Origin of the sequence: Thermoactinomyces vulgaris (assembly GCF_005886755.1) — a bacterium.
Lineage (GTDB): Bacteria > Bacillota > Bacilli > Thermoactinomycetales > Thermoactinomycetaceae > Thermoactinomyces > Thermoactinomyces vulgaris.
This window is the reverse complement of sequence record NZ_CP039710.1, coordinates 886691-900745: the sequence shown is the minus strand read 5'-3', so window position 1 is coordinate 900745 and position 14055 is coordinate 886691. Positions and strand designations below refer to the sequence as shown.

The 14055-nt window shown below is 49.0% G+C and carries 14 protein-coding genes and 1 other RNA gene; 2 read left to right on the top strand and 13 right to left on the bottom strand.

The features are described from left to right. Positions 1 to 31: 31 nt before the first annotated feature. The 9 genes from alaS to cymR all read right to left on the bottom strand — a co-directional run bounded on the left by alaS (position 32) and on the right by cymR (position 9745). Positions 32 to 2662: an alanine--tRNA ligase gene (gene alaS / locus FA954_RS04675; RefSeq protein WP_138614892.1), complete on the bottom strand. Its 2631-nt coding sequence runs from the start codon at positions 2660 to 2662 to the stop codon at positions 32 to 34. Positions 2663 to 2998: 336 nt separating this feature from the next. Beyond that, positions 2999 to 4072: an AI-2E family transporter gene (locus FA954_RS04670; protein WP_309485132.1), complete on the bottom strand. Its 1074-nt coding sequence runs from the start codon at positions 4070 to 4072 to the stop codon at positions 2999 to 3001. 117 nt (positions 4073 to 4189) lie between these two features. Next, complete coding sequence (locus FA954_RS04665) at positions 4190 to 4390, bottom strand: hypothetical protein (RefSeq protein ID WP_037993259.1); 201 nt, start codon at positions 4388 to 4390, stop codon at positions 4190 to 4192. Positions 4391 to 4417: 27 nt separating this feature from the next. Then, positions 4418 to 4618: a hypothetical protein gene (locus FA954_RS04660; RefSeq protein ID WP_037993262.1), complete on the bottom strand. Its 201-nt coding sequence runs from the start codon at positions 4616 to 4618 to the stop codon at positions 4418 to 4420. A gap of 15 nt (positions 4619 to 4633) precedes the next feature. Next, positions 4634 to 5137 (bottom strand): PRC-barrel domain-containing protein, encoded by a 504-nt coding sequence (locus tag FA954_RS04655; protein ID WP_049720414.1) that lies wholly within the window; start codon positions 5135 to 5137, stop codon positions 4634 to 4636. Positions 5138 to 5201: 64 nt separating this feature from the next. Continuing rightward, the gene (gene recD2 / locus FA954_RS04650) at positions 5202 to 7457 is read right to left on the bottom strand and encodes an SF1B family DNA helicase RecD2 (RefSeq protein WP_037993263.1); all 2256 of its coding nucleotides are present in this window, start codon (positions 7455 to 7457) and stop codon (positions 5202 to 5204) included. 68 nt (positions 7458 to 7525) lie between these two features. After that, on the bottom strand, positions 7526 to 8032 hold the full coding sequence (locus FA954_RS04645; protein WP_037993265.1) for a hypothetical protein: 507 nt from the start codon (positions 8030 to 8032) through the stop codon (positions 7526 to 7528). A 70-nt stretch (positions 8033 to 8102) separates the two neighbouring features. After that, positions 8103 to 9245 carry a cysteine desulfurase family protein gene (locus tag FA954_RS04640; RefSeq protein ID WP_037993267.1) on the bottom strand — a complete coding sequence of 381 codons (1143 nt, stop codon included), beginning with the start codon at positions 9243 to 9245 and terminating at the stop codon, positions 8103 to 8105. Positions 9246 to 9325: 80 nt separating this feature from the next. Continuing rightward, entirely contained in the window at positions 9326 to 9745 is a 420-nt protein-coding gene (gene cymR / locus FA954_RS04635; protein WP_037993270.1) for a cysteine metabolism transcriptional regulator CymR, read from the bottom strand. Positions 9746 to 10041: 296 nt separating this feature from the next. On the opposite strand from cymR, the gene FA954_RS04630 reads away from it, so the two are divergent. Beyond that, positions 10042 to 11379 (top strand): AAA family ATPase, encoded by a 1338-nt coding sequence (locus FA954_RS04630; protein ID WP_037993272.1) that lies wholly within the window; start codon positions 10042 to 10044, stop codon positions 11377 to 11379. Positions 11380 to 11417: 38 nt separating this feature from the next. Here the strand turns inward: FA954_RS04630 and FA954_RS04625 are convergent, their stop codons facing one another. Both FA954_RS04625 and FA954_RS04620 read right to left on the bottom strand, forming a co-directional pair. Further along, positions 11418 to 11600: a hypothetical protein gene (locus tag FA954_RS04625; protein ID WP_037993275.1), complete on the bottom strand. Its 183-nt coding sequence runs from the start codon at positions 11598 to 11600 to the stop codon at positions 11418 to 11420. 132 nt (positions 11601 to 11732) lie between these two features. Next, positions 11733 to 12323 carry a hypothetical protein gene (locus tag FA954_RS04620; protein ID WP_037993276.1) on the bottom strand — a complete coding sequence of 197 codons (591 nt, stop codon included), beginning with the start codon at positions 12321 to 12323 and terminating at the stop codon, positions 11733 to 11735. 164 nt (positions 12324 to 12487) lie between these two features. Here FA954_RS04620 and FA954_RS04615 point away from each other — a divergent pair, with 164 nt between their 5' ends. Continuing rightward, a complete protein-coding gene (locus FA954_RS04615; RefSeq protein WP_037993279.1) occupies positions 12488 to 13126 on the top strand; it encodes a spore coat protein in 639 nt (212 codons plus the stop codon). 77 nt (positions 13127 to 13203) lie between these two features. Here the strand turns inward: FA954_RS04615 and FA954_RS04610 are convergent, their stop codons facing one another. Together FA954_RS04610 and ssrS are read right to left on the bottom strand one after the other, a co-directional pair. Next, on the bottom strand, positions 13204 to 13800 hold the full coding sequence (locus FA954_RS04610; RefSeq protein ID WP_037993280.1) for a 5' nucleotidase, NT5C type: 597 nt from the start codon (positions 13798 to 13800) through the stop codon (positions 13204 to 13206). Positions 13801 to 13837: 37 nt separating this feature from the next. Next, a non-coding RNA gene (gene ssrS / locus FA954_RS04605) (6S RNA) lies at positions 13838 to 14019 on the bottom strand. Positions 14020 to 14055: the final 36 nt, after the last annotated feature.

Genomic DNA, 14055 nt, shown 5'->3' with positions numbered 1-14055 from the left:
TTCGCCTTTTGCAATGGATTATCCTTTGTTTTTAACAGGACATTTGCCGGCGGATCCACTCACTGACTCCGGCCAAAGCAGCCGGCAATTGTTCCGGTTTCTTGCCTCCGGCTTGCGCCATATCCGGACGGCCGCCACCGCCGCCACCGCATTGGACAGCCACTTCTTTCACCAATTTTCCGGCGTGCAACCCTTCCTTTACGTATTTGGGGGAGACCGAAGCCACAATGGACACTTTTCCGTTTGAAGCCGCGCCCAGCACGATGACTCCTTCTTCGAGGTGCTTACGCAAATCGTCCATTAACGAGCGCAACGGTTCCATGCCGCCGGCTTGCACTTGTGTGGCGAGCACCGGGACTCCGGACACTTCCTGCACCTGATTCAGCAATTTGGCAACCTGAGCCTGGTTTAACTTGGCCGTGAGGGATTCGTTTTCCCTTTCCAACTCTTTCTGGCGGTTTTGCAATTGTTCAATCCGTTCCGGAACATCTTGCGCTTTGCTTTTCAACTGCCGGGCAGCCTGGTTGAGCCATCCGATCTGCTCTTCAACGAACGCATAAGCATGGCGCCCGGTCACTGCTTCGATCCGGCGGGTTCCGGAACCGATTCCGCTTTCCCCGGTAATTTTGAAAAGACCAATCTCACCGGTGAATTTCACATGGGTTCCGCCGCAAAGCTCCAAGCTGTAGTCGTCAATTTTCACGACCCGCACGATGCTGCCATATTTTTCGCCAAACAAAGCCATGGCTCCCATCGCTTTGGCCTCGTCCAGCGGCTTGATCATGACTTCCACCTTATTATTAGCCCAAATCTGTTCGTTTACACGCCGTTCCACTTCTTTGATTTCCTCTTCGGACATCGCGCCGATGTGTGTGAAATCAAAGCGGAGGCGATCCGGCGCAACCAAAGAACCGGCTTGGTTCACATGTTCGCCCAAGACATCTTTTAAGGCTTGGTGCAACAAGTGAGTGGCCGTATGGTTTTTCACCGTGTCCTGGCGCAAATCGCGATGGATGGCGACTTTGACCGTTTCTCCTTCGCGGATCGTCCCTTTTTCAACCTGAATGTTGTGGACATGCTCACCACGCGGTCCTTTTTGCACATCCAGCACGGTCAGTTCCGCCTGGCCGGACAAAATGACGCCCCGGTCGGCGACCTGCCCGCCGCTTTCCGCATAAAACGGGGTTTCTTTCAGGATCAAAAACCCTTTTTGTCCTTCCGTCAATTCCCGAACCCGTTCCTCTTCATGAATCAACACGGAAACGGTGGTCTGGCATTCGGTTTTTTCATAACCGACAAACTCCGTGTCCACTTGCAATTCAGAGAGAACACCGCCTTGCACCTGCATGCTGTCCGCATCTTCCCTCGCGGAACGGGCCCGTTCCCGTTGTTTTTTCATTTCTTCTTCGAATCCCTGACGGTCGACGGAAACCCCTTGCTCGCGGGCAATTTCTTCGGTTAAATCAAAAGGAAAACCATAGGTGTCATACAATTTGAATGCTTCTTTTCCGGAGATTTCTTGTTTTCCTTCGGTTTTTGCTTTATCCAAGACCTTTTCAAGAATATGCAAGCCTTCGGTCAATGTTTCCAGGAATTTTTCTTCTTCACTCCGGATGACCCGTTGGATGAAATCTTGTTTTTGCACCGGCTCCGGATAGTAATCTTTCATGATCTCCGCCACGATCGGGGTCAATTCATAAAGGAACGGCCGTTTGATCCCCAGCTTCCGTCCGTAACGAACGGCCCGGCGCAACAAGCGGCGCAAAACATAGCCGCGGCCCTCATTGGAAGGAAGCGCTCCATCCCCCACGGCAAAAACAATGGTCCGCACATGATCAGCAATCACTTTCAACGCGACATCGGTTTCCTCTTTTTCCCCGTAGGCCACTCCCGCTTTCTCACAGGTTGCATGGATGATCGGCTGGAACAAATCCGTGTCATAGTTGGTCGGAACATCCTGCATCACCGAAGCCATCCGTTCCAACCCCATGCCGGTATCAATGTTCTTTTTCGGCAGGGGCGTGTAAGTCCCGTCCGGATTGTGGTTGTATTGGGAAAACACGAGGTTCCAGATTTCCAGATACCGTTCGTTTTCACCGCCGGGGTAACACTCCGGATCCGAGGGATCACAAAGATGGGCCCCGCGGTCATAGAAAATTTCGGTATTGGGGCCGCTCGGTCCCTCGCCGATATCCCAGAAATTTTCTTCCAGGCGGATGATCCGCTCATCGGGCAAGCCGATTTTCTCTTTCCACAGCCGGTAAGCTTCCTCATCTTCCGGGTGAATGGTTACGGACAATTTTTCCGGATCCAGCCCCATCCATTTGGGATCGGTCAGGAATTCCCAAGCCCACTCGATCGCTTCTTCTTTAAAGTAATCCCCGACCGAAAAGTTTCCCAACATCTCAAAAAACGTATGATGGCGGGCCGTGTATCCGACATTTTCAATATCATTGGTACGGATCGCTTTTTGCGAATTGACGATCCGTGGATTTTCCGGTTTCACCCGGCCGTCAAAATACTTTTTCAATGTGGCCACCCCGCTGTTGATCCACAACAGAGAAGGATCATCCACAGGGACAAGCGATGCACTGGGTTCGATTTTGTGCCCTTTTTCCGCAAAGAATTCAAGATATTTCCGGCGAATTTCACTTGCTTTCATCAACCCTTACCTCCTTTTTCCAATAAAAAACCTCCCCGTCCTCGATCAGGGACGAGAAGGCTGTTCTCGCGGTACCACCCTTATTACCGTCAAATCCCGGTCCTTTCGAAGCCGGGTATGTAACACGGTCACCTCATTAAAGGATAACGGCAGATTCTGCCGGCAGGGATTAGCTGCATTCCGGAACTGGCCGTGGATCGATCGGTTCCGGAAAAGCCTCTCAGCCCACGGGCTTTTCTCTCTGGCGGGGATTCAATCCACTCGGTTCCTTCATCATGTTTCACATATTCCAGATGCTCTTTGGTTTTTTTATTATACAATCTGTTTTGCCGGGTTTCAAACCCTTCGTTCAATAAAATGTTGCAAAATATGCTCCACCGTCACTTTTCCCATCGCAAAAACGGGAACAGCCAAAAGCAATCCCAAAACCCCCCCGATTTCCCCACCGACCAATAAGGCCAAGATAATAAACAACGGATGCATATGCAGGCTTCGCCCGACAATCTGTGGCGAAATCACATTCCCTTCCAGCATCTGGACAAAGAGATTGACGATCACAACGCCGACGGCCGTTTTGGGAGAAACGGTCAGTGCCACAAACAATGACGGAATGAGGCCAAATATGGGGCCCAGATACGGAATGACATTAAAGACGGCAACCAAAGCCGCCATCAAGAGTGCATAGGGCAACCCCACAATGAGATAACCGATATATGCCAGCACCCCGACAACCACGCAAACCAGAAACTGCCCGCGAATGTAATTGCCCAGTGCATCGTCCACATCCCTCAACAAACGGAGAATCGGCTTGCGCTGTTTTTTGGGCAACAAAGTAAGCAATGTCCGTTCAATGGATTGAATGTCCTTTAACATGTAAAAAGCCAAAAAAGGAATGATCAAAACGAGAAACAACTGGTTGATGGTGCTGCCGATCCCGCTCATCATGTTTCCCACATAACCGGTCATCTTATGCTCCAATTTTGACAATGCTTGCTCGATGCCTTCTTTGACCCCAAAAGGCAACAACTCTTTGCTGTGATCATTGTATTCTTTGATCATGAGCTGGATCCGCTCATTCCATTCCGGAAGATGCTCAGCCAACTCTTTGAATTGATGTTGCAAAAGCGGAATGGTGTTCATCGCCAAAATCACCAGAGACAGGATAAACAAACTGTATATGAGCAACACCGCCAGACTGCGCGGCAGAAACTTCTGGCTCAACAAATTGACCACCGGATTTAATAAATAGGAAATGATCATGGCAATTAAAAAAGGGCCGAAAACCGCCTTTAAAAAACGAAAAATGCCCGATATCCACGGTCCGAGTTGCATAAGAAAATACAAGATGCCGAGCAGAACAAGGACAAAAAGAGCCCGATGCAAATATTGCGGCATTTTCCATTGCTCCACGGACGGCACCTCCCGAAAAACCAATCTTACTTATAAGATACGAAAACCTGTCTCATTTTATGAGAAGCAAAAAATCCCCGGGCTTATTTTGGGCCCGGGGATTTTCGCGGGGTTTGGTTATCTTGCGATTTGGAAGCGACGAAGCCCTTTCATGAGCCCTTCCATCATGATTTTGCGCAACCATTTGTTTTTTTGCATGGCACGCATCATGGACTGCAAATAGTACTGCATCTTGCTTTTTTGCCGCATGTGCATCATCCGTCTGAAGCCGAATAAAATCAATCCGCCTGCGATAAGGGTGTAAAGTGTCCGGCGCATGACGAAGCTCCCTCCTTGTGGGTGAGGTCAGTCCAAATACGAAAGGTGAGAGCTTTCCTCCAAAAACAGGTCATTGAGGGAAGTCAGGGTTCCGTCTTCTTCCACTTGATACACCGAGGTAATTTGATCTTCTTCTGTGGTGATTTCCACAAAGCAGTGCCAGCAATACAGCTGATTGGTTCCCACTTTTCCCAGGTCGTGAGAATTGCAATTCGGACAACGAAGCATACTGATTTCCTTCCTTCAAGAATTGGCATCTTTGACTTCAATTTGGTCGGCGGGGGCAATCAACACATCTTCTCCCCAAATCAGCGGTTTTTTCGTTTTCAACCACTTTCTGCCGTCCCGAATGTCATTTAAGATGCCGTCAGAGAGTTCGTACCCTATCAGCGTCCCCATTTCTTCCAGAAAATAGACATTTTCCACCAAACCCATTTCATATCCGCTGCTGGTTAAAATGGTGCGTCCTTTTAATTTCTTGTCTCCCGAACAAATGCTCATCCAATTCTTGTTTTTCGGGTTGGCGGAAAATGGATGCTCGTTGTCCACTACGACGGCATCATTTCCGATGGAAACGATATGGTCCGTCGAAATAAACTTTCGCCTTTTAAACAAACCGCCGTCTTCCATCAAAATACCCCTGAACTGTTGCTCTTCATCAAACAGAAGATCACAGACGGTTCCCAACTTCTTGCCTGTTTCAAGATGGATGATGGAAAGCCCGATCACTTCCTGGGATTTGCGCAAGGATATCAGCCTCCCCCGCTACCCTTAGTATTGGCGGATCACCGTCGGAAATGCGGGGGACTTGTTACCAGTCTTCCTCAATCAAATCTTGAAGCCGGCTGTTTCGTTCCTCACCCCGTTGGTTTTTCAATCCCTCGACCAAGGCTTCCTTTTCCCCGCACATGATCAGATACGATTTGCTCCGGGTAATCCCCGTATAAATCAGATTCCGCTCCAGCATCCGGCGAAAAGCAAATAATACCGGAAACACCACAATCGGAAATTCGGATCCTTGCGCCTTATGGACGGAACAGGCATATGCCAGGGAAATTTGGCCCAATTGCGTCTTTTTATAAGGAACTTCCAACCGGTCGTACCGCACCCACAACACCGGCTGATCCCCGGAAGCCGTTTCGTCAATGGAGGTGATGATGCCCATATCCCCGTTATAAACCGGATGTTCCGTGTGATTGACAAGCTGCAACACTTTGTCTCCCAACCGAAACACCGTGTCTCCCCAAGCAATTTCTTTTTTTTGCGGGCCCGGGGGATTTAAAACGGCTTGAATCTCTTCGTTGATGCGGTTCACCCCGACGGGGCCTTTGTAAATCGGGGCCAGAACCTGGATGTCAAACAACGTGTACCCTTTTTTGACGGCATTGACGACGGTTTGCACTATGACGGACAGCGCTTGTTCTTTTTTGCACGAAAAAAAACGGCGGTCGGGCCGGGGCAACAACAAATCATCCGGAACCTCACCGTTTTTCACGGCATGCGCCAGCTCAATGATCGAAGAGCCTTCCTGTTGCCGGAAAATTTCCGTCAACTCGGCACGGGGAATTTCTTTCACCTGCAAGAGATGATGCAAAACCTGGCCGGGTCCCACGGAAGGAAGCTGGTCTTGATCCCCGACCAAAATCACCTGCATCCCCTTTGGAATCGCCCGGAAAAGTGAATTGGCCAGCCAGATGTCGAGCATCGAAACCTCGTCCACAATTAACAAACTTCCTTCAATCGGATGATCGGCATGATGCTCAAAAAATTCTCCTTTCCATCCCAACAACCGGTGAATCGTCATTGCCGGAAGCCCCGTGGTTTCAGACATCCGCTTGGCGGCCCGCCCGGTGGGCGCAACCAGCCGGATGGGAAACGGCTTCTCCGTTCCTTTGTAATCCTCGGGATTGATGGAAATTTCATTCAGGCGGGAAAACAGCTGACAAATCCCTTGGATCACGGTGGTCTTCCCCGTTCCCGGCCCACCGGTCAAGATCATCAAGGAAGACAACATCGCCGTGATCAAGGCATCTCTCTGCTTTTCGGCATAACTGACTGACAACTCTTCTTCAATCTCCCCGATTTTTCCGTAAATGTCCGCCACCGAGTAATCCGGCTCAAACGGCTCCTCCAGCAATTGCTTGACCCGCATGGCAAGCCCGTATTCCGCGTAATACAACGAAGGCAGATAATAGCGGCCGTCTTCTAATATCAACCGGTCATCATCCAACAGATGCTCAATATAAAGCGTCCGTTTCTCTTCCGGAAACCATCGGACCGCCTCTTCCCCCAACAGATCATTGACCGCTTCGTTCAACTGTTCCCAAGTGGCGTAAACATGTCCCCGGGACAGAGAGGCTTCCTTGATCACATACAGCAACGCGGCTTGAAAACGCTCCGGCGCATCTTCGCTGAGCCCTTGTGCTTTGGCAATTTCATCGGCCCGCCGAAACCCGATTCCGTCAATTTCTTCAATCATCCGGTAGGGGTTTTCTTTCAGAATGGAGATGGTCTCATGTTTATATGTTTGAACGATCCGCAAGGCCAAGGCCGGGCCGATTCCGAATTGATACAAATAAACCAACGCTTGCTCCAGTCCCTGATGGTCATGAAGTTGCTCAGCGATTTTCCGGGCTTTTGCGGCCGAAATCCCTTTGATTTCCTCCAAACAACGGGGATCGTTTGCAATTTTGTCGAGCGCCTCCGTCCCCAAAAAATCAACGATTTTTTCTGCCGTCTTTTGCCCCACGCCGGAGAACAGCCCGCTGGAAAGATAACGGATGATGGCGTCTCTGGAGCGCGGAATCTCTTTTTGCACGCGATGGGCATACCATTGCCGGCCAAACTTGGGATGGTTTCTCCACTCTCCGTAGCAACAATAAACTTCTTCCTGATACGGGCGCAACATATTGCCGACCACGGTGATCTCCTCTTCCTCCACTTCCTCGGAAGCATCCGTCACCTTCAATATAAACACGCCATATCCGGTTTCCTCGTTATAAAAAATTTCCTGTTTGAAAACGCCTTTGACATAGCTTTCTTGAAACAGATCCAACTGTGTATTCATGACACTCACCCTGATTCATGCCTTAAAGAAAAGGACCTCAAACAAACATCTGAGGTCGCTTTTAAGAATTATCCCGTAAAATCTTCTTTCATTTCATCCATCACATATTCCATCGCACATTCGGGGGAGCAAAATTCCGCTTGCTCCTGCTCCGCATCCCAATCGATGCGGGACGGGTCAAACGGATTGTATTCGTGTTCGCAACAACGGCAGCGCTTGGTTTGCACTACTTGATCCAGCCCCTGTTCCAAGCGTCTTAAATGTTTTTTTTCCAACTTTAATACTTTGGCAATAAACTCCATAATTTGTTGTTTATTCTCAAAATACAACGGATCTTCTTTGGCATACGTGGTCGGATTCCACCACACCCACCGGCCGTCGGAAAGGTGGGCGACGTAAAAGTCTTCCACCACCCGCTCCGAAGCTTGTTCCAAACGTTGGTAGGAAGGAAAACCCAACTCGGCGGCCAAATTATCCATCAATGCACGGTCAATGTCGGCAAGCATGGTTTTCCAGTCAATGTTGTCCAATTCCTTTTCCCAATCTTCCATTTGATCAAGGGCATGCAAATTCAATGGTCTCCCTCCCTTTCTTTTTCCATTTGTTTCGATCTCCACCCTTGTCCATTCCTGCTTTTGCCGGTTTTTACACCGAAGTCAATCTCTCCACAACCGACGCTGTGATTTGCGCCGCCTGTCTCACTTCTTCTTCGGTATTTTCCCAGCCGAAACTGAAGCGAATGGCCGATTTTGTCACTTCATCCGGCAAATTCATCGCTTTCAAGACATGCGACACTTCCAGCGTTCCGGATGTACATGCCGAACCGCTCGCACACGCAATTCCTTCCAAATCGAAATTCATCAGTAACGTTTCGGAATCCGTACCGGGAAAACTAACATTGACAATGTGGGGAAGGCTCCGGTCGGGATCGCCGTTAATCACGTGACGGGTTCCGCGTTTTTGCAGCTCTTTCAAAAAGAGTTTCCGCAACCCTTCCATTTTTGCCCTGTGCTCCCGGCGTTTTTGGCCGGCGATTTCAGCTGCTTTTCCAAATCCGACGATTCCCAAAACGTTTTCCGTTCCGGCACGGCGCCTTCTTTCCTGGGCACCGCCAAAAAAGCGGGGAATCAGCGGAACCTCCGGTGCGAAATAAAGGGCACCCGCCCCTTTGGGACCGTTGATCTTATGGCTGGAGATGGTAACCAAATCCACGGGTAATGTTTTTACATCGATTTCTTCCACCCCGAATGCCTGCACTGCATCGGTATGAAAAAAAATCCCCCGTTCCCGGGCCCATTCGCCGATTTCCCGGACAGGCTGAAGGGTGCCCACTTCATTGTTTCCATACATGATGGAAACAAGAGCCGTATCCGGCCGGGTCGCCTCTTTCAAAGCTTCCAAATCCACAAGCCCTTTGGAATCCACCGGAAGATAAGTGACTTCAAACCCGTTCCGTTCCAAATAATGGCATGTATCCAAAACCGCATGGTGTTCAATTTGAGATGTGATCAAATGATTTCTGCCTTTTTTGCGTTCTGCCTCCATGACCCCGAACAAGGCCAGGTTATCTGCTTCAGTTCCGCCGCTGGTAAAGACAATCCGGCTGCTGTCGGCATTCAAGCTTTGTGCGATTTGATCACGTGCCCGATCCAGCGCGCTTCTCACTTCCCTGCCGTATTGGTGGATACTGGAGGGGTTCCCAAACGCATGATCCAAAAAAGGCAACATGGCTTCTTTCACTTTTGGATGGATCGGTGTTGTCGCTGCATGGTCTAAATAAATTGGCATTGATTTTCACCTTACCTGCTGAACTCTTTAAAAATCTATAATAAAAAGATACGCCTTTTCGCTTCTTTTTAAAAGTTTCTTCAGATATAAAACATATAACCGTCATGATTTCCGTCATCGGAATCATTGATCAATGAGGCCAGCGTGGTGCTGTCCAATTCTTTGACAATGGCATCCCGGACGCGTTTCCACAAGTTCCGCCTGGCAGGATCATCTTCTTCGGTGTATTCCACCAGGTTAATGGGGCCTTCCAAAACCCGGATGATGTCTCCGGCGGTGATCTCTTCGGGATCTTTTGCCAGTTTATATCCGCCGTAAGCTCCGCGTACACTCCGCACCAGACCGGCATTGCGCAGCGGGGCGATCAGCTGTTCCAAATAATGCTCCGATAACCCGTGGCGTTCAGCCACGCTTTTTAAAGGAACCGGCCCTTGTCCAAACCGTTTGGCCAGATCCATCATAATGGTTAAACCATATCGACCCTTGGTTGAAATTTTCAAGATTGCCACTCCTTTAACTTACTTAATCAAACATTTTATGGTTTTCATATGCCGTTTCCGGCTTCCCGACGTTTTTTCTTTTAACCGGATACAAAAATTTCCGATGCCCGTGTGCCAATCGCAAGAATGGATCGACAGTTCATTGTCAGTGTATCATAGCTTCATTCTCTTTTAGCAATCTTTTTTCCTGTACTTTTTGTTACATTCCGCTTGGAAAACGTTCTGTTTCCCTTTACTTTTCCTGAATTTATCATAAAAATAAAACGTAGATGATTGATCAGGAAAGGCGGAACCATATGGACTTGTTTGAATATGGATACCAACAAACCAAAAAGGAAAGCGAACCACTGGCAGCCCGGATGCGTCCCCGCCACATCGATGAAGTGATCGGACAACAACATATCATCGGACCGGGAAAACTGCTCCGGAGGATGATCGAAGCCGATCGCCTGTCTTCCATTATTCTATACGGACCGCCCGGCACGGGAAAAACGACCCTGGCGCATGTGATCGCCAACCACACGCAAGCTTACTTTGAACAACTGAATGCAGTGACCGCCGGCGTCAAAGATTTACGCCAAGTCATCTCGGAAGCCAAAGAACGGTTAACCATGCACGGCCGGCGTTCCGTCCTCTTCATTGACGAAATCCACCGCTTCAACCGCTCACAGCAGGATGCCCTGCTCCCGCACGTGGAGAACGGAACCATCATCCTGATCGGCGCAACGACCGAAAACCCGTCTTTTGAAGTGAATGCCGCGCTGCTTTCCCGTTCCCGCATGTTTATGTTGGAACCGCTGAAGGATTCCGAAATCCGGCAAATTCTGCTCCAAGCTTTACAGGACCCGGATCGGGGATACGGCAAGGAAAACATCCGCTTGGATGAAGAAGCGCTTCAGCATTTCGTCCGCGTGGCCGGCGGAGACAGCCGCAACGCTTTAAACGCGTTGGAACTCGCTGTCATGACCACTCCCCCTGACCAAGACGGGGTCCGCCACATCACGTTGGACATTGCCGAAGAATCCATTCAGAAAAAAGTGGTGCGTTACGATAAAAGCGGCGACAACCATTATGATACCATTTCCGCCTTTATCAAAAGCATGCGCGGTTCGGATCCGGATGCCGCGCTTTATTACCTGGCGAAAATGTTAAAGGCCGGGGAAGATCCCCGTTTCATCGCCCGCCGGATTTTGATCCATGCGGCCGAAGATGTCGGAATGGCCGATCCGCGCGCACTGTTGATCGCCTCAGCCGCTGCACACTCGGTGGACCTGGTGGGCCTGCCTGAAGCACAAATCCCCATGGCACAAGCGGTGATTTACATCGCCACCGCCCCGAAAAGCAATGCCGTGGTGAGGGGAATTCAAGAAGCCATGCAAGCTGTCGAGAACGAAAAAGACGGATCCGTTCCCCCGCATTTGCGCGATGCGCACTTCCACGGCGCCAAAGAACAAGGCAGAGGAAAAGGATATTTGTATCCGCACGACTATCCCCGCGGTTATGTGCGGCAAGATTATTTACCGGCGGAACATCGCGGGAAAACCTTTTACCATCCCACAACACACGGTTATGAGAAAAAATTGCAACTGTTTATGAACTGGATGAAGGAAACGCCCGGGGAATCCCAAAAATAAAATCAGGTACGGCTCGTACCTGATTCAATCTTTCCCCGTCAGCTTTCTTTCTTTTTAAATATTTTTTCTTCCCGGTCTTTTCGTTTCAGAGCAGCGATCCCGGCCAGTGCCAAAGCAAAGGGCACAAAAAAGTTAAATCCCCCGTCATAGGTCAAAATCTCAACCAAAGCATAAATCACCGCGATCACGAGCATCATGATCCCAAAATGTTTGATCTTCATTCCCCGGCTCCTTTTTTTCCAGATATTATTGATTGTTATGTAAAGATTCCAAGTCATCTAATTCATACAAAAAGATTGAATTTCTGTCAAGATGAAATTCTTACAAAAGTGATCCCTTCATGGAAGGGATATCTACCGTTCCACCTGTTTCCAAGGGTTTTCCTCATCGCCGTTTAACCCGGCCCCCGGTTGAATCCCCTGATTCTCTCTTTCCGCCACATAAACCCTGTCTTCATACCGGACATAATCTCCCGGTTGATAAACCCGGTCGGCTTGCCAAGGTTCAACGGGTCTTTCCTCTTCTTTGGGGTCCGGACTCGTGGTTTCCGGTTCATCTTTGTCGACCGGGTTCACCTTTGGCACCTGAACCGGTTCGGGGGTTTTTTCCACTTCTCTGGTTCTTTCCTCATGAATGTCGGCTTCGAATGTTTGGGTATCGGTGTCTTCTTCCGACGCTTGAGCCGCGGGCTCCGGTGCATGGAACGTCCGGGTGATCTCGGGAATCTCAGGAACATGCCGCACCACGACCCTTTCCGCAGACAACCCGTGGACAGCCTCTCTTTGATCTTCATTATCCATCAAACGTCCGGCACCCAGTCCCACAGCCAGCAAAATCACACACGTCCACACCAGCTTGTTGGGGATGCGTTGTTTCTTTCTGGAGGAAGGAAGCGGCGGCAAGGTCGATCCCGACACCTTCCGTGTAATCACTTTGATTTTCAATGAAAAATCCTCCTTATGTAGAGAATTTAGATCATAAATATGGAATCTTCGACATCGTTTAAATGAACCCTTTACTTTACCAACTATTTACTAAAAAAAACAAGAGTATCATTTATCTATTTGGTCATATTACCTAATGTTGACTCAGAAAGGAGGAAGAAATTATGAATCAATTTCAACATCAACAGGAAAATCAAACCATGAACCCCTCGGTTCCCCCTTCACTGAACCATGGTGCTCATGAAATAATGGATGTGCATGAACTTTTATCTTTTGGCATCAACACATTGAACCAATATACCATGATGGAACAGCAATGCACTTGCCAAGAGCTTCGCGATATCATCCGGCGGCAACATGACTTCATGACACAAGAATATAATACATTGCTTGAATGTTTCTCCACCGGTACCCCGCCTCAACAACCCACCGGAAAGTATGAAATGAAGCAAGGAAACAATGTGATTTACGGCTTGGAAGCCGGTACGCCCAAGAAGCCGATCCAATCCGCCAATGAATGGAACAACGAGAACATTTCCCAACAAATGATGGGGCTGATGAAAACCTCTGCCACCGAGAAAGCAAGAGCTGCCTGCGAAATCACCAATCCCGTGGTACGCCGCGTCGTTCAAGACAGCGTGGCCAACTGCCTGGAAATGGCGTACGAAATCTTCCTGTATCAAAACAAAAAAGGGTACTATCAGGTGCCTCAGCTCCCGGCCAATGTCATGCAACAAATGATCCAATCTTACCAACCGTCCAATGCCACGATGTCCTCTTCCCCCCAGGCACCGGTGCAATAAACGGGAAAACCGCTCCTTTCAAAGGGGCGGTTTGCATTTTTTGCAAAACAAAAGCCGCAAAGCATCGGTGGGGCGCTTTACGGTTCATCAGTGTCCTTTTTTTGTTTGGAACGTTCCATTTCTTCCACCAATGAATACACTTGCCGCCAGTTGGTGATCCGTTTTAAAGGCACCGGAAAGTCGCGATTGTAGACGGCATCGACGATCACCGTGGGCACCTGGCTTTTCACCAGTTTTTCCAAATGATCGGGAGCATCTTCGAAAAACAGCTCCACTCCCAATTCCTTGGCAACTTTTCCTTTATCTTGCGAATTCATGATCAGATTTTTTCCGTTATAGGGAAAGCCATGTTCTTTCAGCCACTTCCTGGTAACGCTTTCAATATTTTTCAAACCGGGTCGTGCGGTGATAAAATAAATCTGGTGTCCTTGGTCAGCCAAATCATTTAATACTTCCACAGCATGATTTAACGGAACACCCAGTTGGTAAATTTCTTCTTCCAGAGAACGCCACAGTTTTTGCCCTTCTTTCGGTGTCAAGCCATACGCTTTATCCAAATAGAAGTCTTGCACATCTTCCACTTTGACTTGTTGATTCAATTTCCGGTTGTAAATTTCCACAGCGGCACGGTGAGTATCTTTGATGGTATTATCGATATCCACACCAATAATCATGTTTTTCGCCTTCCTCTGCCATCCACACATAATAAAAAAGAGTCCCGTTATGCCGTGCTCCGTTTGTTTTGAACCTGCTCTCTCGCAGGTGGGTGTCCTGCATCCATGTTCGAAGGTCCACTCACATTGCGTGGCTTCCCCTAGCATGGATGACGCAGACTCCCTTTTCGTGGGTGTTGGCTCAAAACATCCCGGCGGACACGTACATCGCAGGACTCGTTTGGTTGCTTCTATATTACCAAAAATTTATAGATG

Coding starts and splice junctions, on each gene's coding strand:
- FA954_RS04610 (WP_037993280.1), bottom strand. CDS start 13,800: ATGATTATTGGTGTGGATATCGATAATACCATCAAAGATACTCACCGT.
- FA954_RS04665 (WP_037993259.1), bottom strand. CDS start 4,390: ATGCGCCGGACACTTTACACCCTTATCGCAGGCGGATTGATTTTATTC.
- alaS (WP_138614892.1), bottom strand. CDS start 2,662: ATGAAAGCAAGTGAAATTCGCCGGAAATATCTTGAATTCTTTGCGGAA.
- recD2 (WP_037993263.1), bottom strand. CDS start 7,457: ATGAATACACAGTTGGATCTGTTTCAAGAAAGCTATGTCAAAGGCGTT.
- FA954_RS04630 (WP_037993272.1), top strand. CDS start 10,042: ATGGACTTGTTTGAATATGGATACCAACAAACCAAAAAGGAAAGCGAA.
- FA954_RS04660 (WP_037993262.1), bottom strand. CDS start 4,618: ATGCTTCGTTGTCCGAATTGCAATTCTCACGACCTGGGAAAAGTGGGA.
- FA954_RS04640 (WP_037993267.1), bottom strand. CDS start 9,245: ATGCCAATTTATTTAGACCATGCAGCGACAACACCGATCCATCCAAAA.
- FA954_RS04625 (WP_037993275.1), bottom strand. CDS start 11,600: ATGAAGATCAAACATTTTGGGATCATGATGCTCGTGATCGCGGTGATT.
- FA954_RS04615 (WP_037993279.1), top strand. CDS start 12,488: ATGAATCAATTTCAACATCAACAGGAAAATCAAACCATGAACCCCTCG.